The 21,043-nt window shown below is 70.3% G+C and carries 17 protein-coding genes; 11 read left to right on the top strand and 6 right to left on the bottom strand.

Annotation, left to right across the window (positions count from 1 at the left end; translation table 11 throughout):
* Positions 1–46: 46 nt before the first annotated feature.
* Positions 47–559, top strand: a complete 513-nt coding sequence (locus ACAG20_RS08825) for a MarR family winged helix-turn-helix transcriptional regulator (RefSeq protein ID WP_112688406.1) — start codon at positions 47–49, stop codon at positions 557–559.
* The gene (locus ACAG20_RS08820; protein WP_112688408.1) at positions 559–1,224 is read left to right on the top strand and encodes an SDR family oxidoreductase; all 666 of its coding nucleotides are present in this window, start codon (positions 559–561) and stop codon (positions 1,222–1,224) included. The genes ACAG20_RS08825 and ACAG20_RS08820 overlap by 1 nt, the downstream gene beginning before the upstream one ends.
* Before the next feature lie 21 nt (positions 1,225–1,245).
* Here the strand turns inward: ACAG20_RS08820 and ACAG20_RS08815 are convergent, their stop codons facing one another.
* Positions 1,246–2,373: an adenylate cyclase regulatory domain-containing protein gene (locus ACAG20_RS08815; protein WP_370492267.1), complete on the bottom strand. Its 1,128-nt coding sequence runs from the start codon at positions 2,371–2,373 to the stop codon at positions 1,246–1,248.
* Between the two features lie 20 nt (positions 2,374–2,393).
* On the bottom strand, positions 2,394–5,270 hold the full coding sequence (gene leuS, locus ACAG20_RS08810) for a leucine--tRNA ligase (protein ID WP_370492266.1): 2,877 nt from the start codon (positions 5,268–5,270) through the stop codon (positions 2,394–2,396).
* Between the two features lie 185 nt (positions 5,271–5,455).
* On the opposite strand from leuS, the gene ACAG20_RS08805 reads away from it, so the two are divergent.
* Complete coding sequence (locus ACAG20_RS08805) at positions 5,456–6,376, top strand: LpqN/LpqT family lipoprotein (protein ID WP_370492265.1); 921 nt, start codon at positions 5,456–5,458, stop codon at positions 6,374–6,376.
* A gap of 25 nt (positions 6,377–6,401) precedes the next feature.
* Positions 6,402–6,836: a hypothetical protein gene (locus ACAG20_RS08800; protein WP_370492264.1), complete on the top strand. Its 435-nt coding sequence runs from the start codon at positions 6,402–6,404 to the stop codon at positions 6,834–6,836.
* 15 nt (positions 6,837–6,851) lie between these two features.
* Here ACAG20_RS08800 and ACAG20_RS08795 read toward each other — a convergent pair whose 3' ends face one another.
* On the bottom strand, positions 6,852–7,457 hold the full coding sequence (locus ACAG20_RS08795; protein ID WP_112689048.1) for a YqgE/AlgH family protein: 606 nt from the start codon (positions 7,455–7,457) through the stop codon (positions 6,852–6,854).
* Between the two features lie 130 nt (positions 7,458–7,587).
* Between ACAG20_RS08795 and ACAG20_RS08790 the strand changes: the two genes are divergently transcribed.
* Together ACAG20_RS08790 and ACAG20_RS08785 are read left to right on the top strand one after the other, a co-directional pair.
* Positions 7,588–8,889 carry an MFS transporter gene (locus ACAG20_RS08790; protein WP_112689046.1) on the top strand — a complete coding sequence of 434 codons (1,302 nt, stop codon included), beginning with the start codon at positions 7,588–7,590 and terminating at the stop codon, positions 8,887–8,889.
* The gene (locus tag ACAG20_RS08785) at positions 8,882–9,655 is read left to right on the top strand and encodes a TIGR03084 family metal-binding protein (RefSeq protein ID WP_370492263.1); all 774 of its coding nucleotides are present in this window, start codon (positions 8,882–8,884) and stop codon (positions 9,653–9,655) included. Before ACAG20_RS08790 ends, ACAG20_RS08785 begins: the two co-directional genes overlap by 8 nt.
* Positions 9,656–9,847: 192 nt before the next feature.
* On the opposite strand, the gene ACAG20_RS08780 is transcribed toward ACAG20_RS08785, so the two are convergent.
* From ACAG20_RS08780 to ACAG20_RS08770, 3 genes are all read right to left on the bottom strand, one after another.
* Positions 9,848–10,696, bottom strand: coding sequence for a PE-PPE domain-containing protein (locus ACAG20_RS08780; RefSeq protein ID WP_370492339.1), 849 nt, complete (start codon positions 10,694–10,696; stop codon positions 9,848–9,850).
* A 283-nt stretch (positions 10,697–10,979) separates the two neighbouring features.
* A complete protein-coding gene (locus ACAG20_RS08775; RefSeq protein ID WP_112689040.1) occupies positions 10,980–11,510 on the bottom strand; it encodes a pullulanase in 531 nt (176 codons plus the stop codon).
* Between the two features lie 25 nt (positions 11,511–11,535).
* Complete coding sequence (locus ACAG20_RS08770; RefSeq protein WP_370492262.1) at positions 11,536–12,984, bottom strand: CCA tRNA nucleotidyltransferase; 1,449 nt, start codon at positions 12,982–12,984, stop codon at positions 11,536–11,538.
* A 197-nt stretch (positions 12,985–13,181) separates the two neighbouring features.
* On the opposite strand from ACAG20_RS08770, the gene ACAG20_RS08765 reads away from it, so the two are divergent.
* The 5 genes from ACAG20_RS08765 (at position 13,182) to ACAG20_RS08745 (ending at position 20,972) form a co-directional block, all read left to right on the top strand.
* Positions 13,182–13,940 (top strand): NUDIX hydrolase, encoded by a 759-nt coding sequence (locus ACAG20_RS08765; RefSeq protein ID WP_370492261.1) that lies wholly within the window; start codon positions 13,182–13,184, stop codon positions 13,938–13,940.
* A 29-nt stretch (positions 13,941–13,969) separates the two neighbouring features.
* On the top strand, positions 13,970–16,363 hold the full coding sequence (locus tag ACAG20_RS08760) for a hypothetical protein (RefSeq protein WP_370492338.1): 2,394 nt from the start codon (positions 13,970–13,972) through the stop codon (positions 16,361–16,363).
* Entirely contained in the window at positions 16,360–19,746 is a 3,387-nt protein-coding gene (murJ, locus tag ACAG20_RS08755; RefSeq protein ID WP_370492260.1) for a murein biosynthesis integral membrane protein MurJ, read from the top strand. Before ACAG20_RS08760 ends, murJ begins: the two co-directional genes overlap by 4 nt.
* Before the next feature lie 79 nt (positions 19,747–19,825).
* Complete coding sequence (gene sigM, locus ACAG20_RS08750) at positions 19,826–20,446, top strand: RNA polymerase sigma factor SigM (protein WP_370492259.1); 621 nt, start codon at positions 19,826–19,828, stop codon at positions 20,444–20,446.
* Between the two features lie 28 nt (positions 20,447–20,474).
* Positions 20,475–20,972: a hypothetical protein gene (locus ACAG20_RS08745; protein WP_370492258.1), complete on the top strand. Its 498-nt coding sequence runs from the start codon at positions 20,475–20,477 to the stop codon at positions 20,970–20,972.
* Positions 20,973–21,043 lie beyond the last annotated feature (71 nt).

The following is a 21,043-nucleotide window of genomic DNA, read 5'->3' as shown; positions in this document are numbered from 1 at the left end:
GCGACCTATCCCCTCTCATTAGAGCCACAGGTTAGACTGGCGAACTATGGCGGAGAGCAAAGCCGAGACCCCGCAGGTGACGGCGGTCGCAGAGGGCTTGCATCGTTCGCTGTCCAAATTGTTCTCGATACTGCGGCGCGGTGAGATCAGCGGCGGAACCAAGACCGGCGAACTCACGCTGGCGCAGCTGTCGATCCTGATCACGTTGTTGGACCGCGGGCCGATCCGGATGACCGAACTGGCTGCCCACGAACGGGTTCGCACCCCCACCACCACCGTGGCGATCCGCCGTTTGGAGAAGATCGGGCTGGTCAAACGCAGCCGGGATCCGTCCGACCTGCGGGCCGTGCTGGTCGACATCACCGAGGAGGGCCTGGCGAGCCACCGTGAGTCGCTGGCCAACCGGCACGCGGCCCTGGCGGTGATGCTCAGTGAGCTCAGCCAGGAGGATCTGGACACCTTGACCCGCGCGCTGGAACCGCTGGAGCGGCTGGCCTCCTACGGCGCCGCCGGGACGTCCGCAGCCGGCGAGTCCGACTGCCCGCTGGATTGCGGTTGATGCCGACCGCCCTGATCACCGGCGCCGGCGGCGGGATCGGTTCGGCGATCGCGTCCGCACTGGCGCCCACCCACACCCTGCTGTTGGCCGGGAGACCGTCGGCGCGGCTCGACGCCGTCGCCGAACGGCTCGGCGCCACCACCTGGCCGCTCGATCTCGCCGACGCCGACGCGATCGAGTCGGCCGTCGAGATCGTCGACGAACTCGACGTGCTGGTGCACAACGCCGGGGTGATGCTGCCCGGCGCTGCGGGCGAGTCCTACATCGAGGAGTGGCGGGCCACCTTCGAGGTCAACGTGTTCGGTGCGGTAGCGCTGACACTGGCGCTGCTGCCCGCGTTGCGGCAGGCCGGCGGGCATGTGGTGTTCATCAACTCCGGTGCCGGGCAGCAGGTTTCCGCTGGAATGGCCTCGTATTCTGCCAGTAAGTTCGCACTGCGCGCGTTCGCGGACTCACTGCGCAGCGATGAGCCGGCGCTGCGCGTCACCACCGTTTACCCCGGCCGCGTCGACACCGGGATGCAGCGCGACCTCGTTGCTTATGAAGGCGGGCAATACGACCCGGGCCGCTTTCTGCGCCCCGACACCGTCGCGGAGGTGGTGGCCAATGCGGTGCGGACCCCGGCCGAGGCACAGCTGCACGAAGTGACAGTCCGGCCGCGGTAGTCTCTTCCCGCGGGGGTGGTTCTACTGCCGCCGCACCCGGAACAGCCTCGTCTCACCCTCCACGCCTTTGAGTGCGTGGGTGGCGACGAATGACCACGTGTAGCCCGGTGCGTCGCCGATGATTTCGCGGGCCGCCCCTTCCACCATCACCTCTCCGGGCTCGGCAACATTGGTGACCCGGCTCGCCACGTTGACCGGGCTGCCGAACCAATCCCGGGCACGGCTCACCGCCCACCCCGAGGCGATACCCGCCCGCAGCTGCGGGAGAGCCTCGTCGGCGGCGGCACTCTCCAGCAGCTGCAGGGTCGCGGCGAGTAACTTCGTGGCGTCCGCCGATACCAACATGACCGCATCACCGATCGTCTTGACCAGCCGCACGGGCGGGTCGACCACCTCGCGTGCCAGCTCCCCGAGTCGTTCCACCAGTCCCACCAGTTCCTCCGGGGGAACCACCTCACCCAGCCGGGTGAACCCGACCATGTCGGCGAACGCCACCGCCAGCTGCCGCGGGCCCGGCAACGCCATCCCGGCCGCCCGTTCACTGGCGTTGACCTCCTCCCCTTCCAGCACTCGCCGCAGTTGGACGAAGAAGATGTCGCGAATAGTGGTCTCCAGCAATGGGATAATGGCTCGCACAATCTCCTTGTGGGACTTCGCGAGCTCCAGCTCGGTCAGGCCCGGCCGCATGATCGCCGATATCGTGCTGTAGCGAAACGCCGGAACCGCACGTGAGATGCCGTCGGAGAGCCGCCGGATCATCAGCAGCACCTGACCCGGATCGAGGCCGGCCTCGATGAGCTGGTGCAGACTCAGGGCGGCCTCGGCGTCGGCCTGCAGCATCAACGGCGCGTCGGGATCTTCCAGCCGGGGCAGCCCCAGCGCACGTTCGATACCCTGCAGTAGATCCAAGTCGATGCCATGCTCGGCGCTGACCTCACGTTCGGAGACATACCTGCCGTCATCGCCGAGCTCACGGTGCGCCGGCATCAGCATCGGTGCCATCTCGTCGCGGATCTCTTCCCAACCAAAGCCCTGTTCCAGCAACCAGGCCACCAGCTCGGTGCGCTCTTCACGGGCGCTGGCGTCGAGGCCGTCGAACAGACCCAGTTCCGCCATCGTCTCGCGGAATGCTTCGGCGTCTGCCCACATGATTTCGCCCTAACGCGCTGTCATACCACCAGATTGACCAACCGGCCGGGCACCACGATCACCTTCTTGGGCGTGGCGCCGGCCAGGAACGCCTGCACCTTCTCGTCGGCCAGGGCAGCCGCCTTGATCGCCTCGGTGTCGGCGTCGGCGGCAACCGTGACCAGCCCCCGCTTCTTGCCGTTGACCTGCACCGGGTAGTCGGCGGTGTCGGTGACCAGATAGGCCGGGTCGGCCACCGGGAAGGGGCCGTGCGCCAGCGAGGAATCGTGGCCGAGCCGCTGCCAGAGCTCCTCGGCCAGGTGCGGGGCCAGCGGTGCGAGCATCAATGCCAGCGGCTCCACGGCCTCGCGCGGAACCCCGTCGCGGTGCTGCTTGGTCAGATGGTTGGTGTACTCGATCAGCTTGGCGGCAGCGGTGTTGTTGCGCAGCGCCGCATAGTCTTCCGACACTCCGACGATGGTGCGGTGCAGCAGTCGCAGCGTCTCGGTGTCCGGCTCGGCGTCGAGCACCCGGGTGGCGCCGGTCTCCTCGTCGACGATCAACCGCCACACCCGCTGCAGAAAGCGGTGCGCGCCGACCACGTCCTTGGTGGCCCACGGCCGTGACATCTCCAGCGGGCCCATCGACATCTCGTAGACCCGTAGCGTGTCGGCGCCGTAGGCATCGCAGATCTCGTCGGGGGACACCGAATTCTTCAGGCTCTTACCCATTTTGCCGTATTCGGCGAAGACTTCCGTATCGCCGTCGGGCCCCGGGAGGTAGAACGTCCCGTCGCGTTCCACGACATCGCCGGCCGGCACATACGACCCCCGCGAGTCGGTGTAGGCGGCCGCCTGGATGTAGCCCTGATTGACCAGGCGGCGGTAGGGCTCGCGCGAGCTGACGTGGCCCAGGTCGTAGAGCACCTTGTGCCAGAAACGGCAGTACAGCAGGTGCAGTACCGCGTGCTCGGCACCACCGACGTAGAGGTCCACACCGCCGGGATCGTCGGGCCCGTGTTCGGCAGGCCGCGGACCCATCCAGTAGGCCTCGTTCTCCGGGGCGCAGAACTGGTCGGCGTTGTGCGGGTCGGCGTAACGCAGCTCGTACCAAGAACTTCCGGCCCACTGCGGCATGACGTTGGTGTCGCGGGTGTAGGGCTGCAGTCCGTCACCGAGATCCAGTTCGACATGCACCCAGTCGGTCGCCTTGGCCAGCGGTGGCGACGGTTCGCTGGATGCGTCGTCCGGGTCGAACAACACCGGCGAGTAGTCACCGACATCGGGCAACTCGACCGGCAGCGCCGCCGCATCCAGGGCATGCGGCCGGCCGTCGGCGTCGAACACGATCGGGAACGGTTCGCCCCAGTACCGCTGCCGGGCGAAAAGCCAGTCCCGCAACTTGAATTCGATGCGCGCCCAGCCCCGGCCCTGCGACTCCAGTTGCTGCGTGATGGCCTGCTTGGCATCGTCGACGGTCATGCCGTTCAACGGACCGGAATTCACCAGGGTTCCATCGCCTGCATACGCGGCCTCCGAGATGTCGCCGCCGGCAATGACTTCGATGACCGGGAGACCGAACTCGACGGCAAACTCCCAGTCCCGCTGGTCGTGGCCCGGGACCGCCATGATGGCGCCGGTGCCGTAGCCGGCCAGCACGTAGTCGGCGATGAAGATCGGCACCTGCTGGCCGTTGGCCGGGTTGGTGGCGTAACTACCGAGGAACACACCGGTTTTGGTCTTGTTCTCCTGGCGTTCCAGATCCGACTTCGCGGCGATCGCCTTGCGGTAGGCGGCGACGGCTTCAGCCGGCGTTGCAGACCCGAACGTCCAGCGTTGATCTACCCCGTCCGGCCAGGCGGCCACCGTCAACCGGTCGACCAGATCGTGTTCGGGTGCGAGCACCAGGTAGCTGGCGCCGAACAACGTGTCGGGGCGGGTGGTGAACACCTCGATGTCCACCTCGGCGCCGTCGGTGGTGCCGGCGCCGAACAGCGCCGCGGCACCCGTGGAGCGCCCGATCCAGTTGCGCTGCATGGTCTTGACCTTCTCCGGCCAATCCAGCACGTCCAGGTCGTCGAGCAGCCGGTCGGAGTAGGCGGTGATCCGCATCATCCACTGCCGCAGCCGCTTCCGGAACACCGGGAAGTTGCCGCGGTCGCTTCGTCCATCCGCGGTGACCTCTTCGTTGGCCAGCACCGTGCCCAGCCCCGGGCACCAGTTGACCATCGAGTCAGACCGGTAGACCAGTCGGTGAGCGTCGATGACATCGGCGCGCTCCCCCGCCGACAACTGCGCCCAGTCCCGCCCGTCGTCGAGGGTGCGCGTGCCGTCATCGAATTCGGCGACCAGTTCCGCGATCGGCCGGGCCTTGTTCGCGCTGGTGTCGAACCAGGCGTTGTAGATCTGCAGGAAGATCCACTGCGTCCACTTGTAGAAGTCGACGTCGGTGGTGGAGAAGCTGCGCCGGCTGTCGTGACCGAGACCGAGACGCCGCAGCTGCCGGCGGAAGTTCTCGATGTTGGCCTCGGTGCGGATGCGCGGGTGGGTGCCGGTCTGCACCGCGTACTGCTCGGCGGGCAGCCCGAACGCGTCGAAGCCCAGCGCATGCAGCACGTTGTGGCCCGTCATCCGGAAGTAGCGCGCGTAGACGTCGGTGGCGATGTAGCCCAGCGGATGGCCGACATGCAGTCCGTCGCCCGACGGGTAGGGGAACATGTCCTGGACGAACATCTTGTCGGCCGGTATCTCGGAACCGTCCGCCGGCGCCAGCGAGCCGACCGGGTTGGCGACGTTGAAGGTCCCCGCCTGCTCCCAGTGCTGCTGCCAGGCGCCTTCGATGCGCCCGGCCAGCGCCGCGGTGTAGCGATATGCGGGTGCCTGCTCGCTGGATCCCTGGGTGGTCGGGGCTTCGTTCACCTCAACAGGGTAATGGGCGCGGTTTTTCGGCCCGATCGCCACAGCTTGATATCGGTTGCGTTGCAGGCCGATGAGGGCTTCGTTCCAGGTCGGTTGCGGCCCTGGCGGCACCGGGCCGCCGCTGGCTACCGTCGATCCACGGCCGGGGCACCATCGCCCGGCCCGTCCCGGAAGGACCCCTGGAGATGACGAACACGGTTCGCCGCTGGCGGTTACTTGTCGGCTGCGCGGCTGTCACGGCGGCGGCCTTCGGCGGCCCACTGGGAGTGCCGGTCGCCATGGGCGACCCGCTGCTGCCGACGCCTCCCAGCCCCTACGGCCCGGCTAGCCCCTACGGCCCGGCGGCCCAGCCCGCCGCCCAACCGGCCGCCGTGCCGGTGACCTCACCGCTGCCGGCGGCACCCCGGCCGATCGCACCCGGAGCGACGGCGGGCGCACCGTCGGTCGTACCGGGATCGGCGGGAAGCGTCGCGCCGAACGCCCTGGTGCCCGCCACCTCCGGCACGTTGCGCGACTACTTCGCCGCCAAGCAGGTCCAGTTGGAGCCGCAGCAGGCCGCGGGCTTCACCGCGTTCAACATCACCCTGCCGATGCCGGTCGGCTGGACCCACGTCCCCGACCCCAACGTGCCCGACGCGTTCGCCGTCATCGCCGACCGGCGCAGCGGGTCGCTGTACACGCCCAACGCGCAGGTGGTCGTCTATCGGCTGGTCGGGCAGTTCGATCCGAAAGAGGCGATCACCCACGGGTTCGTCGACAGCCAGCAGCTGATGGCCTGGCAGACCACCAACGCCTCGCTGGCCGACTTCAACGGGTTCCCCTCCTCGATCATCGAGGGCACCTACCGCGACGCCGACATGACGCTCAACACCTCCCGGCGCCACGTGATCGTGCCGACGCCCGACTCCGCCTACCTGGTCTCGCTGACGGTGACCACCGGCGCCGGCCGCGCTGTCGGTAACGCTCCGGCGACCGATGCGATCGTCAACGGATTCCGGGTGAGTCCACCCGGGGCCGAGCAGCCCGGCACCGCGCATCTGCCGGCTGCGCCCCACGGCCCGGCGGCACCGGCTGCGGTGCAACCCCGGGCGGGCCACGCCGGCTGATCGGTTCCCTCGTATTCTTGAACCCATGCTGATCATGGGGGTGTTGTGCCTGGCCGCGGCCGTCGTGTCGCTGGTGTTCGGAGTGCGGACGCTGGCCCGCCCGCTCACCGGCGACCCCGAACAACTGGTGCTGCGCGCGGTGGCGCCCGCCCAGGTCGCCGTCGGGGTGATCCTGGCGGTGGGCGGCGCACTGGTGCTGGCCGGCCCGCCCGCGGTGGCGCTGCTGGCGTTGATCATCTCGATCACCGGTGCGCTGGTCATTCTGGCCGCCGGCGCCTGGCAGGGCGCCCGCTACGCGGCGCGCCAGTCCGCGGCGGCTGGTGCGGCCGGTGGCTGCGGCTCGGGCTGCGGCTGCGGTGATGCCGCGCCGGTCGAGGACGTCGGTTGTGGCGCCGGCTGCGGTTGCAGCGCACCGCCGGAGCCGGCGTCGGGCTGCGGCAGCGGTTGCGGCTGCTCGTAACCGGCGGTGCCGCGCTCAGTTGCGGCTGATGTCGACCGGGTGGGTGGCCAGCAGCGCCGTGGGCCACGGCTGGCGTCGCAGCGCCCGACTCCACACGTCGACCCGGGGCGGGACCAGCACGTCTGAGGGCAACGCCGACAGCACGATCCAGTCGTCACGCTCGATCTCGCCTTCGAGCTGGCCGATGGTCCAGCCGGCGTAGCCGGCGAAGATCCGCACCCCCTCGACGTGGGGGGCGATGGACTCCGGTTCGGCGTCGAGGTCGACCATCACCAACCGGCCGTCGATATGGCGCACGCCCGGCACATCGTTGGGATCCGCGCCGACCTTCAACAGTCCGACGCACAATGCCGCGTCGCGTTTCACCGGGCCGCCGATGAACATCGTCTTCGGCTTGGCGGCCAGCTCGGACCACTGCGGCAACACGTTGTAGACGGCGGTCTCGCTGGGTCTGTTGAGCACCACGCCCAGCGTGCCGCCGTCGTTGTGCTCGACCACGTAGATCACGGTGCGGCGAAAGGTGGGTTCGAGCAGGTCGGTGTTGGCCAGGAGCAACGTCCCGGCCCGTACCCGATGCGCGGCGGGCGCGACGTAGTCCTCTGGGTCTTCGGGTTGCGCCACCCTCCCATCATGGCACCCGAACCCGGCGATCGGGGGCGACCTGTACCGAACGTCGAGCGACCGCCAAGATTTGTACTCTGGTCTGGGGCCGGTGCCGCGCCGCCGCCCGCGTCCGGAAGTAGGTCTTTTGGTGGACACCCGCGCACCCGCATCGCTGTGGCGATCGGCGCGCAGCCTGCCGGAGTTCTGGCGCCTGTTAGAGCTGCGTGCCGCAAGCCAGTTCGGCGACGGCTTGTTTCAGGCCGGCCTGGCCGGCGCCTTGCTGTTCAATCCCGATCGGGCCGCGGCGCCGTGGGCGATCGCGGGCGCGTTCGCCGTGCTGTTCCTGCCCTATTCGGTGCTGGGGCCGTTCGCCGGGGCACTGCTGGACCGCTGGGATCGGCGCCTGGTGCTGGTGGTGGCCAACATCGCCCGCCTGGTGCTGGTACTGGGCATCGCCGCACTGTTGGCCGTGGGCGCCGGAGATCTGCCGGTGCTGTGCGCGGCCCTGATCGCCAACGGGTTCACCCGTTTCATCGCCTCCGGGTTGTCGGCGGCGCTGCCCCACGTGGTGCCGCGCGAGCAGGTCGTCACGATGAACGCGCTGGCGATCGCCACCGGTGCGGTGGCGGCCTTCCTGGGCGCGAACTTCATGCTGGTGCCGCGCTGGCTGGTGGGCGCCAACGATCGTGGCGCGGCGTCGATCATCGCGGCGGTGGCGATCCCGGTCGCGATCGCGCTGCTGCTCTCGCTGCGTTTCGGCCGCCACGTGCTCGGCCCCGATGACACCAAGCGCGCCATCCACGGCTCGGTGCTCTACGCGGTGACGACGGGCTGGCTGCACGGGATTCGGACGGTGCGGGACCGGCCCACCGTCGCGGCGACGCTGTCGGGGCTGGCCGGCCACCGGATGGCGTTCGGCATCAACACCCTGCTGGTGCTGGTGATGGTGCGCCACGTCGGCGAGCACACGGTTTCGGGGCTGGGCACCACCGCCTTGTTCGTCGCCGCGGCCGGTGCGGGATCGTTCCTGGCCACCCTGCTCACCCCGCCGGCGGTCCACCGCTGGGGCCGGTACGCCACCGCCAACGGGGCACTGGCGGCGGCGGCGGTGATCCAGTTCGCCGGGATCGGCCTGTACCTGCCGGTGCTGGTGTTGTGCGGATTCCTGCTCGGGGTGGCCGGGCAGGTGGTCAAGCTGTGCGCGGACACCGCCATGCAGATCGACGTCGACGACGCGCTGCGCGGACACGTGTTCGCGGTGCAGGATTCACTGTTCTGGGCGTCGTTCATCCTGGCCGTGTCCGCCACCGCGGCGGTGATTCCCCCCGACGGGCAGGCGCCGTGGCTGATCGTGGCCGGAACGTTGTTGTACCTGGCCGGCCTGGCGGGGCACAGCCTGATCGGGCGGCCCCGGGATCCGGTGAGCGGCATACAGTACGGGCATGGCTGAAACCCAATCGATCGTCGCCGATCTGAGTGCCGAGAGCGACGACCTCGACACGCTGGTTGCCCCACTCACCGACAGTCAGTGGGGTACGCCCACCCCGGCGGTGGGCTGGTCCATCGCCCATCAGATCGCGCATCTGCTGTGGACGGACCGGGTCGCGTTGCTGGCCATCACCGACGAAGCCGGCTTCGGCGACCAACTCGCGGCGGCGATGGGCGATCCGACCGGCTTCGTCGACGCCGGCGCGGCCGAGTTGGCCACCGCGGCGCCGGCTGATCTGCTGGCGGACTGGCGCTCGACGCGCGCGCAGCTGCACCAAGCCCTGCTGGGTGTCCCCGACGGCCGCAAGCTGCCGTGGTTCGGCCCGCCGATGAGCGCGGCGTCCATGGCCACCGCGCGACTGATGGAGACCTGGGCGCACGGCCTGGACGTCGCCGACGCGCTCGGGGTGCGACGGGCCGCGACCGCGCGGCTGCGGTCCATCGCGCATCTGGGGGTGCGAACCCGCGACTACGCGTTCACCGTCCACAACCTGACCCCGCCCGCCGAACCGTTTCACGTGGAACTACACGCACCCGGTGGCGGGGTGTGGACATGGGGCCCGGTGAATGCCGAGCAGCGGGTGACCGGTTCGGCTGAGCATTTCTGTTTCCTGGTCACGCAGCGCCGGCCGCTGGGCGACCTCGACGTCGCCGCGCTCGGCGCGGATGCCCAGCGCTGGCTGGAGATCGCCCAGGCTTTCGCGGGACCTCCCGGCTCCGGGCGATGAGCGCGCCAGCGCGAAGCGAGCCGGAGCCCACCCAACACAGCTCCGGGCGATGAGCGCGCCAGCGCGAAGCGAGCCGGAATTCGGCGACGAGTCGCGTCGTCAGATTTCGACTCGGCTAGCGCCGTCGGGGCGCAGACTCCGCTAGCGCCGTCGGGGCGGAGACTCAGCAGAGCCGCCCGTGCCGCCAGCGGCTCAGAACCAGGCGATGATCCCGCCCAGGATCATGTCGAACGAGTTCAGCAACGCCTGGAACATGTTCACGTTGGCGGTGTCGATCATGTGGTACGTCGTGTTCCCGATCACCTCGTCGGTCGCGGAGCCGATCTCCTCCGGCGACAAGCCCAGGTATGCCAGGTGGTCGCTGAACATGCCGCCCATTTGCTGGCCGTTGTCCCAGTTCGCGAAGCCGTCGCTGGACAGCGAGTAAACGTCGGTGGTGTAGAGCTCACTGGGAGTCACCAGGCCGATGACCGAGTCGATGTGCATCATCTCGGCGAACTGATAGACCATGTTGGTCACGTCGTCATGCCAGGACTCCGGAAAGTAGCTGAGCAACGTCGGCAGGAACCCGCTGAGGAATCCACCCTCGGCTGCACTGTCCCCCACCATGACGAAATGCAGTGCGTCTAAGGGGATTCCCTGCTCGAACAGTTGCTCCTGCGCCAACCCCGCCGCCACGTTGGACTGCGAATACCCAAAAACGTAGAGCGGGTCGTTGCCGCTGAAGTCGCCCGCCTCCCACCGCGTCATGATCGCGTCGACCAGGATCTTGGTGGCGCCGCTGATACTCGCGTTGAGGTCGTTCGTCTCGGGCACCTGCAGGAAGCTCGCGTCGCCGTCTTCGGGGAATCCGTTGGGCACCAGGTACAGCGATTTGCTCAGATCGAGCCAGTTCTGATTCATCGCCGGAATCATGACCAGGGCCTCGGCGGCCAGCGCGTAGTCCAGAATCTGGCGATCGATGCGATCTGGCTGACCCACCGCGCCGATCGCCGCCGGCGCAACAATCACGGGCGCTGCCAACAGCGCGCCCACCGTCATCTTGCTCACGAGCCCTCCCCCCGCGTTCTAGCCTTAAGTGCGCTTACCGCCACCCGAACTTGTGGGAAAGCGTCCTGTTCGGATTTCGGCGTTCACTTAATCATCTTCGGCCGATCGAGTCCACCCGGGTGATCCTAACCGCTGCAGCCTCCGGTTACACCTCCGAAAAAGTGGGGGAGAGTCTCGAACAGACATTCGGAGATTTGCCCCTTGGGGGGCCGGGCGAGCTACCGCCGGACGGCGTTTCCACCCGGTGCCGGGGACGCGCCTTAACTTCGGCCGCTCACAGCGGCGTGGCCCCGTCGGCGGCCCCGTCGCCGTCGGAGTCGGTCAGTTTGATGTCCCACCGCCCATCGCCGTCGGTGTCCACGTAGGCCGCCCGGTAGCCACCCGATCCATCGCCGATCAGCACCCGATCGGCGCGGCCGTCGCCGTCGGAGTCGAGCAGCCGGTCGTTGATGCGGCCGTCGCCGTCGAAATCCACCAGTGGACCGCCGAGATGTTCGGCGTCGTCGAGTCCCGACCACCGCAACCCGCCCGATCGGTCCGCCGAGCCCGCCGCCACGCCATGCCCCCACGTGCCGGATCCGTCGTCGGTGAAAGAGGCCTCTGGTGCGCCGTCGTCGTCGAGGTCCAGCATCAGGTGGTCGGCCACTCCGTCACCGTCGAGGTCGACCAGCGCGTCGTCATGCAGCCCGTCGCCGTCGAAATCGAGTCCGATCGCATCGGCCACACCGTCGCCGTCGAGGTCGAGATCGGGCGGCCCGGTCCACATCGTCGCCGCACCGTCACCGTCGCCCAGGCAGTAATCCATACCCGGATCAGACGTGCCTGCGCCGCTAGCGGTTCCGCTGGGTCTGCCACCAGGCCAGTAGTTCGGCCGTCGCCTCGTCCCGCGACAACGGTCCCCGCTCCAAGCGCAACTCCTTGAGGAAGTTCCACGCCCGTCCCACCTGGGGCCCGGCCGGGATGTCGAGCAGCGCCATGATCTCGTTGCCGTCCAGGTCCGGCCGCACCCGCTGCAGGTCCTCCTGCTCGGCCAGCGCGGTGATGCGTGCTTCGAGCTGGTCGTAGTTGGCCTGCAGGCGTGCTGCCCGCCGCTTGTTTCGGGTGGTGCAGTCCGCGCGAACCAGCTTGTGCAGCCGGTCCAGCAGCGGTCCGGCATCGGTGACGTAGCGGCGCACCGCCGAATCGGTCCACTTTCCGTCGCCGTAGCCGTGGAAGCGCAGGTGCAGATACACCAGCTGCGAGACATCGTCGACCATCTGCTTGGAGTACCGCAGCGCGCGCATGCGCTTGCGCGCCATCTTCGCCCCCACCACCTCGTGGTGGTGAAAGCTCACCCCGCCGTCGGGCTCGTGGCGGCGGGTGGCGGGCTTGCCGATGTCATGCAGCAGCGCCGCCCAGCGCAGCACCAGATCAGGACCGCCCCGAGGGTCCTCGAGCTCGATCGCCTGCCGCAGCACGGTCAGGGAATGCTGGTAGACGTCCTTGTGCTGGTGGTGCTCGTCGATCGCCATCCGCATGGCGCCGACCTCGGGCAACACCACCTCGCCCATCCCGCTGGCCACCATCAGGTCGATGCCGGCTGGGGGGTCGGCGCCCATCAGCAGCTTGTCCAGTTCGGCGGCCACCCGCTCGGGGGTGATGCGGGAAAGCTGCTCGGCCATCTCCTCGATCGCGGCGCGCACCCGCGGCGCCACCGTGAAGCCGAGTTGCGAAACGAACCGGGCGGCGCGCAGCATCCGCAGCGGATCGTCGCCGAAGGAGTCCTGCGGCGCCGTCGGTGTGTCCAGCACCCCGGCCCGTAACGCCGCCAGGCCGCCCAGCGGGTCGAGGAACTCCCCCGGACCGGCTCCGGTGATACGGACCGCCATCGCATTGGCGGTGAAATCCCGGCGCACCAGGTCCTCGTGCAGCGAATCCCCGAAGCGCACTTCGGGATTACGCGACACCCGATCATATTTGTCGGCCCGGAACGTGGTGATCTCCACGCGGTACCCGCCCAGGCCGGCACCGATGGTGCCGAATTCGATCCCGGTGTCCCACAGCGCCTCGGCGCGACCCCGCAGCAGCTGCTGCACCTGCTCGGGGCGGGCGTCGGTGGTGAAGTCCAGGTCGGGGCTGGACCGGCCCAGCAGGGCGTCGCGGACCGATCCGCCCACCAGGTACAGCTGGTGGCCGGCCGCGTCGAACATGGCGCCGAGGTCGCGCAGCAGCTCGGCGTGCCGGTTCAGGGCGACCGCCGCCGCTGTCAGCAGGTCGGCATCCTGGTGGGCTTCGGGCACGTTCGATGAGCTTAGACGGTGGGGCACGCCGGGCCCTCATTCCCGGCCGCCGGCGAGCGGGTGTGCGATTCGGTCGGTTTCGCGCCCTCGGCGAGCCGGATACCGACGGGCTGGGCCGGCGATGCGGGCCGCCGCCACCGAGGCCGACCCGGCGAGGGACGCCGGTGGGCTCGCCCGTGCCAGCTACTATCACATGGGTGTCGGCCGACGGCGAAGAAGCCAATTCGGGACGGCGCCGCAGGCGGCGCCGCGGTCGACGCACTTCAGGTCCGAAAACCGGCCACACCGAGGCCGCGGCCACCGACAGCAGCGCGGCCGCGCCGACCGGCCGCTCAGCGCAGCGTCGGCCCCGCACCGCACGTCACGGGCCGGCGCGGCTACGCACCGTGCACGAGACCTCGGCCGGTGGCCTGGTCGTCGACGGCATCGACGGGCCGCGTGAGGACCAGGTCGCGGCGCTGATCGGCCGCATCGACCGCCGCGGCAGGATGTTGTGGTCGCTGCCCAAGGGTCACATCGAGGTCGGTGAGACCGCCGAGCAGACCGCGATCCGGGAGGTCGCCGAGGAAACCGGCGTTCAGGGCGACGTGCTGGCCGCTCTGGGCAGCATCGACTACTGGTTCGTCACCGAGGGCCGCCGCGTACACAAGACCGTGCACCACTACCTGCTGCGGTTCTCCGGCGGAGAACTGTGCGACGACGACGTGGAGGTCAGCGAAGTGGCGTGGGTGCCGGTCCGGGAACTGCCGTCCCGGTTGGCCTACGCCGACGAACGCCGGCTGGCGGTGGTCGCCGACGAACTGATCGACCGGCTGCAGGCCGACGGCCCGGCCGCGCTGCCGCCGCTGCCGGTGACCGCGCCGTGGCGGCGGCCGCAGACGCATTCGCGCACCCGCCACTCTCGCCCCGACGGCCGCGCACCGGACCGGAAGAACGGTCGCGGGCTGGACCCGTGATCCGCACCCGACGTAGCGGTGGGGGCAGGCTGCCCGCCTTGTCAGTGCCCCGCACGGCCGCTCGGGCGGTCGTGGCCGCCTTCCTGATGGCCCTGGGCATGGCGCTCGGCTCGGCCGCCGCCCCGCATGCCATCGCCGGCGAGCCCGGCGGAATGTCATTCGTGCAGATCCGTGTCGATCAGGTCACCCCTGAGCTCATCACCACCTCCAGCGTCCCGGTCGTCACCGTCTCCGGCACGGTGAGCAATGTCGGCGACCGGCCGGTCCGCGACGTGATGGTGCGCCTCGAGCAGGCCGGCGCCGTCGCCTCATCGGCCGGCTTGCGCACCAACCTCAGCGGCAGCAATGACCAATACCGGCCGGTGGGCCCGTTCAGCACGGTGGCGGCCGAACTGCAACGCGGCCAGGAGGTCCGCTTCACGTTGTCGGCGCCGCTGCGCTCGGCGAGCCAACCGGCGTTGAGCATCGACCGTCCGGGTATCTATCCGCTGCTGGTCAACGTCAACGGCACGCCCGACTACGGCGAGCCGGCCCGCCTCGACGACGCGCGCTTTCTGCTTCCGGTGACCGGCCTGCCCAAAACCGAGGCGGACTCCGATCCGCTCTCCGGCGTCGTCGCGCCCGACACCTCCCGGCCGGTGCGGCTGACCATGTTGTGGCCGCTGGCCGACCGGCCCCGACTCACCCCCGGGGCGCCCGGCGGCACCCTTCCGGTTCGGCTCACCGACGACGAGCTGGCGAGGTCGCTGGCCCCCGGTGGCCGGCTCGACGCCCTGCTGTCGGCCGCCGAGTTCGCCACCAGCCCGACCGTCGACGGCGGCGGCGTTGTCAATCAGGCGCTGTGCCTGGCGATCGACCCCGACCTGTTGGTCACGGTCAACGCGATGACCCAGGGCTACCTGGTCGCCGACTCCCCCGAGGGCGCCGCGTCCCACCCGGGCACCGGCCAGGCGGCCGCCACGAGCTGGCTGGAGCGGCTGCGCCGGCTGGCACACCGCAGCTGTGTCACCGCGACGCCGTACGCGCAGGCCGACCTCGACGCCCTGGCCCGGGTCGGCGACGCCGGACTCGACGCGATCGCGGTGAGCCGGCCCTCCGACATCGTCGACCGGATCCTCCGGGTGACGTCGACCCGGGGCGCGGTCGTGCTCGGCGACGGCAAACTCACAGCCGGCGCCGCCGACCTGATCAGCGCCGAGAGCTCCGAGGGCGAAGCGGTGGTGATCACCGCCGGTGACTGTTCGGCCCAGGACTCCGCCACCGGCGCGTCGGCCACCGCCGACGTCACCCCGCGGCGGCTGTCCCCGCAACTGGTAGTCGCACCGTATGACCCTGCCGTCGGCGCGGCATTGGCCGGCCTGGGCACCGATCCGGTGGCCCCGACCTACCTCGACAGCTCGCTGACGGTCCGGTTGCACCATGACTCCGCGCTGGCCCGCCGGCAGGACGCTCTCGGAGCGATGCTGTGGCGGGGGCTGGAAGCCCCCGATGGCCCCGACGAGCCGCGCGACCAGATTCTGATGCCCCCGGCGTACTGGAAGCCGCGGGTCGACGACGCCCAGGCCGTGCTGACCACGGTCGGCACCGCACTGCGGTCCGGGCTGGCGGTCCCGCGGCCGCTGACCGCGGTGATCGCCGAAGCGCAGGGCGTCACCGCCGCACCGGCGCATCCGCCACCGGCCGAGCAGGCGCTGGGCGGTTTCGGCCCGGATGTCATCGGCGCGGTCACCGACCACATCGGCCGGCTGTGGGCATTGACGGCGGCGCTGACCACCGACGTTCGCACCGGCCTGACCGGCGAGGCCTACACCGCGCCGCTCGCCGAGGACATGCTGCGCGCGTTGAGCCAGTCCGAGCCGCTCGACGTGCGCGGCGGCCTGGCAGCGCAGCGGCTGTCGGTCGTCGGCGACACCGTCGCGGATCTGATCGGCGCGGTCACCATCGTCAACCCGGCCGGGTCCTACACGCTGGCCACCGAGCACAGCCCGCTGCCGCTGGCGCTGCGCAACGATCTGGCGGTGCCCATCCGGGTACGGCTGCACGTCGACGCGCCGCCCGGGATGACGGTGGCCGACATGGGCGATCTGGAGCTGCCCCCGGGTTACCTGCCACTGCGGGTCCCGGTGGAGGTGCGGGTCAACCAGCACTTCGTCGTCGACGTGGCGCTGCAGACCCCGGCCGGGCTGCCGTTGGGCGAGTCAGCGCGGCTGTCGGTGCACTCGAACGCCTACGGCATGGTGCTGTTCTTTTTCACCATGACGGCGGCGGCGGCGCTCACCGTGCTGACCGGTCGCCGGCTGTGGCACCGCTTCCGCGGCCAGCCCGACCGCGCCGACTTGGATCGTCCCAGCCCACCCGACCCGAACCGCCCGCGTTCACCGGCGGCGACCGCGGGCCGCAGCAGCCGGGATGTGGACCGGTGACCGCACCGGCGCCGCAGCCCGCACGGCCGGAGCTGACCGACGCCGCCGTGGTGTCGCGGTCATGGGGAATGGCACTGGCCACCCTGGTCAGCCGGATCACCGGCTTCATCCGGATCGTGCTGCTGGCCGCCATCCTCGGCGCGGCGCTCTCGAGCGCCTTCTCGGTCGCCAACCAGTTGCCGAACCAGATCGCCGCGCTGGTGTTGGAGGCGACCTTCACCGCGATCTTCGTGCCGGTGCTGGCCCGCGCCGAACGCGACGACCCCGATGGCGGGGCCGCGTTCGTGCGGCGCCTCGTGACACTGGCCACCGCACTGCTGCTGGCGACCACCGTCATCTCGGTGGCCGCTGCGCCGCTGCTCGTCCGATTGATGCTGGGCGGCGACCCCCAGGTCAACGAACCGCTGACGACCGCGTTCGCCTATCTGCTGCTCCCCCAGGTGATCTGCTACGGGCTGTCGTCGGTGTTCATGGCAATCCTGAACACCCGCAACATCTTCGGGGTGCCGGCCTGGGCGCCGGTGGTCAACAACGTCGTCGCAATCGCCACGTTGGTGGTCTACCTGCTGGTGCCCGGCGAACTGTCGGTCGACCCGGTGCGGATGGGCAACGCCAAGCTGCTGGTGCTGGGCCTGGGCACCACGGCAGGTGTCGTGGCCCAGACCGCGGTCCTGCTGGTCGCGATCCGGCGGGAGCGGATCAGCCTGCGGCCGTTATGGGGCATCGACGACCGGCTCAAGCGCTTCGGCGCGATGGCCGCCGCGATGGTGCTCTACGTGTTGATCAGCCAGATCGGCCTGGTGGTCACCAACCAGATCGCGGCCACCTCGGCGGCGTCCGGTCCGGCGATCTACTACTACGCCTGGCTGCTGTTGCAGCTGCCGTTCGGCATGATCGGGGTGACCGTGCTGACGGTGGTGATGCCGCGGCTGAGCCGTAACGCCGCCGCCGGCGACGATCCCGCGGTGCTCGCCGATCTGTCGCTGGCCACCCGGCTGATGATGATCACGCTGATCCCGATCGTGGCGCTGATGACCGTCGGCGGTCCGGCCATCGGCAGCGCGCTGTTCGCCTACGGCAACTTCGGTGACGTCGATGCCGGATACCTGGGTGCCGCGATCGCCATGTCGGCGTTCACCTTGATCCCCTACGCCATGGTGCTGCTGCAATTGCGGGTGTTCTACGCCCGGGAGCAACCCTGGATCCCCATCGCGATGATCGTGATCATCACCGCGGTCAAGATCGCCGCATCGGTGATGGCCCCGCACCTGACCGACAATCCCGACCTGGTGGCCGCCTACCTGGGCTTCGCCAACGGCCTGGGGTTCCTCGCCGGCGCGGCCGTCGGGCACATCCTGTTGCGGCGCGCGCTGCGGCCGGTCAGCGGCCACCTGCTGGGCCCGAACGTGGTCCGCACCATTCTGGTCACGGTGACGGCGTCACTGCTGGCGGGCCTGGTCGCCGAGGTGCTCGACCGGGTGCTCGGCCTGCGAACGCTGACCGACCACGGCGCGGCCGGATCCATGCTGCGCCTACTGGTGCTGGCGCTGGTGATGCTGCCGATCATCGGGGCGGTCCTGGTGGGCGCACAGGTGCCCGAAGCCGCCGCGGCGCTGGCCGCCGTGCGCCGCCGACTCGGCACCCGCCGTGCGCATATCGGCATGGCCAACCCACCGTCTCCCGAACCGGCCGTCCCGTACGCTGAGCACAACCGTTTGCCCACGCCGGGCGGGGACGCCACCAACGATCCCGGCCGGCACTCGCCCCCGGACCACATCGCCGGTGGCTGGACACCGAAAGGCACGGAGGTGGCCAACAAACCCTCGGAGGGTGCCGGGGCTGGCGCGGCGTCGCGATCGGTTGCTCCGCCGCAACCCCAGCGGCCTGTCGCCGGCTCCGCCGCCAACCCCGAGCCGGCCGACGAGGGCCAGCTGACCCCCGGTCTGAGCATCGCCGGCGGTCGCTACCGGCTGCTGGTGCGCCACGGCGGCACCCCGCTGCTGCAGTTCTGGCAGGCCCTCGACACCGCATTGGACCGGCAGGTGGCGCTGACGTTCGTCGATCCCGACCAGACCATGCCCGAAGAGCAGCTCACCGGCATCCTGTCGCGTACCCAGCGGCTCAGCCAGATCGACCTGCCCGGCATCGCCCGCGTCCTGGACGTGGTGCGTATCGGCGCCGGCGGGCTCGTGGTGTCCGAATGGGTTCGCGGCGCCTCGCTGCAGGAGGTCGCCGGCACCGCACCGTCGCCGATCGGCGCGGCCCGCGCGATGCGGTCGCTGGCCACCGCCGCCGAGGCCGCCCACCGCGCCGGCGCGACGCTGTCGATCGACCACCCGGGCCGGGTCCGGGTCAGCATCGACGGCGACGTCACCCTCGCCTTCCCCGCGACGCTGCCCGACACCAAGCCCGAGGACGATATCCGCGGGATCGGCGCCACCCTGTACGCGCTGCTGGTCAACCGGTGGCCGCTGGAGGGCGCGACCGGCGGTGGCCTGGCCCCGGCCGACCTCGACGCCACCGGCAATCCGGTCAAACCCGACTCGGTCAACCCCGAGATCCCGTTCCAGATCTCCGCCGCGGCCAGTCACGCGATCCAGTCCGACGGCGGCATACGCGGCGCATCGACGTTGTCGAACCTGCTGCAGCAGGCCACCGCGTTGCACGAGCAGACCGAGCTGCTGGGCCCGCTCAGCGATGAGCCGCCCGCGCCGCGTCCGGCGCCGCCGGTGGATGCCGAGATGCGCGCCGAGCGGCGACGCCGGGTGCTGATCGGCGCCGGTATCGGCGGTGCCGTCATCCTGGTCGCGCTGCTGGTGCTGGCATCCGTGCTCAACCGGATCTTCGGTGACGTCAACGGGCTGGACAAAACGGAGCTGGGCCTGAGCAGTCCGTCGGCGTCGTCGTCACAGCAGGGCTCGAGCACACCGGGGAGTACGGTGAAACCCGTTCAGGCGACGGTGTTCTCGCCCGGCGGGGAGGCCGACCGTCCCCAGGATGCCGGGCTGGCGATCGACGGGAATCCCGCGACCTTCTGGTCGACGGACACCTACTCCGATCCGGTGCCCTTCCCGAATTTCAAGAGCGGCGTCGGGCTGATGCTGCAACTGCCCAAGCCGACGGTGATCGGCAGCGTCGGGATCAACGTCTCCAGCACCGGAACCCGGGTGGAGTTGCGGTCGTCGACGACGCCGCGGCCGACCCGCCTCGAGGACACCACGCTGCTGGCGCCCGCCAAGGCGCTGCAGCCCGGTGCCAACAAGATCTCGGCCGACTCGTCGGCGCCGACGTCGAACCTGCTGGTGTGGATATCGACGATGGGCAACACCGGCGGCGAGAGCCGCACCCAGATCTCCGAGATCACCGTGCAGGCGGCGTCCTAGGCGCCACGACGCGCGAACGGTACGGCCGCCTGTGCACAACTGAAGTGCCGTCGGGCCGCCGGCTGGTTAGTGTCCGCCCATGGGTCAGCCGGAGCGCAGCGACGCCGAACTGCTGGCCGCGCACGTCGCCGGCGACCGCCACGCATTCCAGGAGCTCTACGGCCGCCACCAGCGCCGGCTCCGCCGGCTGGCCCGGGTCATCACCGGCTGCCCCGAAGACGCCGAGGACGCCCTGCAGGAGGCGATGCTCTCGGCGCATCGCAGCGCCGCATCGTTTCGTTACAACGCCGCCGTCGGCAGCTGGCTGCACCGCATCGTGGTCAATGCCTGCCGGGATCGACTGCGGCGCAACCGGCTTCACCCGTCGGTGCCGCTCGCAGAGTCTCCGGCCGTCGCCGATCGCACCGCCGAGGTGGAGACCGCACTGGAAGTGCGCGCAGCGCTGCGCCGGTTGCCGACCGAACAGCGCGCCGCAGTGGTGACCGTGGACATGCACGGCTACTCCATCGCCGATGCCGCCCGCGCACTCGGTGTGGCGCAGGGCACGGTCAAGAGCCGCTGCGCCCGCGGCCGGGCCCGGCTCGCGGTACTGCTGGGCGGGGACCACACCGGGCCCGCCGCTCCGGTCCGCCCGGCTGCCCAGCGGATAGCCTTGGCGGCTGACGGTGTCCTGCACGGCCGGGTCGACGACTGTGCCTAGCCACGAAGCGAGCGGGAGCGGCACTGCGATGGACGCAGCTGATCGAGAAGGCCGGGAACGGCGCCCGGCGCATTCGAGCCGGCCGCTGCCCCGGCTCAACCGGATCGCCGCGATCGCCGGGGCGGCGGCCGCGGCGCTCGCGGTCGGATTGGGCACTGCCGCGCTGATCCGGTTTCCCGGTGACACCCCCAGCGGGCCCCGCTCGTTCGACGCCATCACGGTGGCCTCCGAACCGACACCGGTAATGCCGCTGACCGAAGCGGAGCTCCTCGAGCTGCTCGACCGACGCCCCGAGTACGGCGCGCTGGCCGATCCCGGACGACGGGCCGGCTGCCTGGCCGCCCTGGGTTATCCGGCGTCTACCCGCGTGCTGGGCGCACGCGAGCTCGCGGTCAACGGTCATCCCGGCGTCGTGCTGCTGCTGCCCGGCGCCTCTCCCGGCACCCTCGTCGCGCTGGCGGTCGCCCCCAACTGCAGTTCCGCCGACACCGGGCTGCTGGCCGACACCACCGTCCGCCGCCCCTAGCCGGTGCCTCAGAACCCGTCCGTATCGGGGCCGGGAACATCGCCCCCTACGCTGACGTTGGTAGCCCCTGT

Origin of the sequence: Mycobacterium sp. pW045, from assembly GCF_041287085.1 — a bacterium.
Lineage (GTDB): Bacteria > Actinomycetota > Actinomycetes > Mycobacteriales > Mycobacteriaceae > Mycobacterium > Mycobacterium algericum_A.
This window is presented reverse-complemented; position numbering and strand designations above follow the sequence as displayed.

Coding starts and splice junctions, on each gene's coding strand:
- ACAG20_RS08820 (WP_112688408.1), top strand. CDS start 559: ATGCCGACCGCCCTGATCACCGGCGCCGGCGGCGGGATCGGTTCGGCG.
- ACAG20_RS08775 (WP_112689040.1), bottom strand. CDS start 11,510: ATGGATTACTGCCTGGGCGACGGTGACGGTGCGGCGACGATGTGGACC.
- ACAG20_RS08815 (WP_370492267.1), bottom strand. CDS start 2,373: ATGTGGGCAGACGCCGAAGCATTCCGCGAGACGATGGCGGAACTGGGT.
- ACAG20_RS08785 (WP_370492263.1), top strand. CDS start 8,882: ATGGCTGAAACCCAATCGATCGTCGCCGATCTGAGTGCCGAGAGCGAC.
- ACAG20_RS08745 (WP_370492258.1), top strand. CDS start 20,475: ATGGACGCAGCTGATCGAGAAGGCCGGGAACGGCGCCCGGCGCATTCG.
- sigM (WP_370492259.1), top strand. CDS start 19,826: ATGGGTCAGCCGGAGCGCAGCGACGCCGAACTGCTGGCCGCGCACGTC.
- ACAG20_RS08780 (WP_370492339.1), bottom strand. CDS start 10,696: ATGACGGTGGGCGCGCTGTTGGCAGCGCCCGTGATTGTTGCGCCGGCG.
- ACAG20_RS08800 (WP_370492264.1), top strand. CDS start 6,402: ATGCTGATCATGGGGGTGTTGTGCCTGGCCGCGGCCGTCGTGTCGCTG.
- ACAG20_RS08825 (WP_112688406.1), top strand. CDS start 47: ATGGCGGAGAGCAAAGCCGAGACCCCGCAGGTGACGGCGGTCGCAGAG.
- ACAG20_RS08805 (WP_370492265.1), top strand. CDS start 5,456: ATGACGAACACGGTTCGCCGCTGGCGGTTACTTGTCGGCTGCGCGGCT.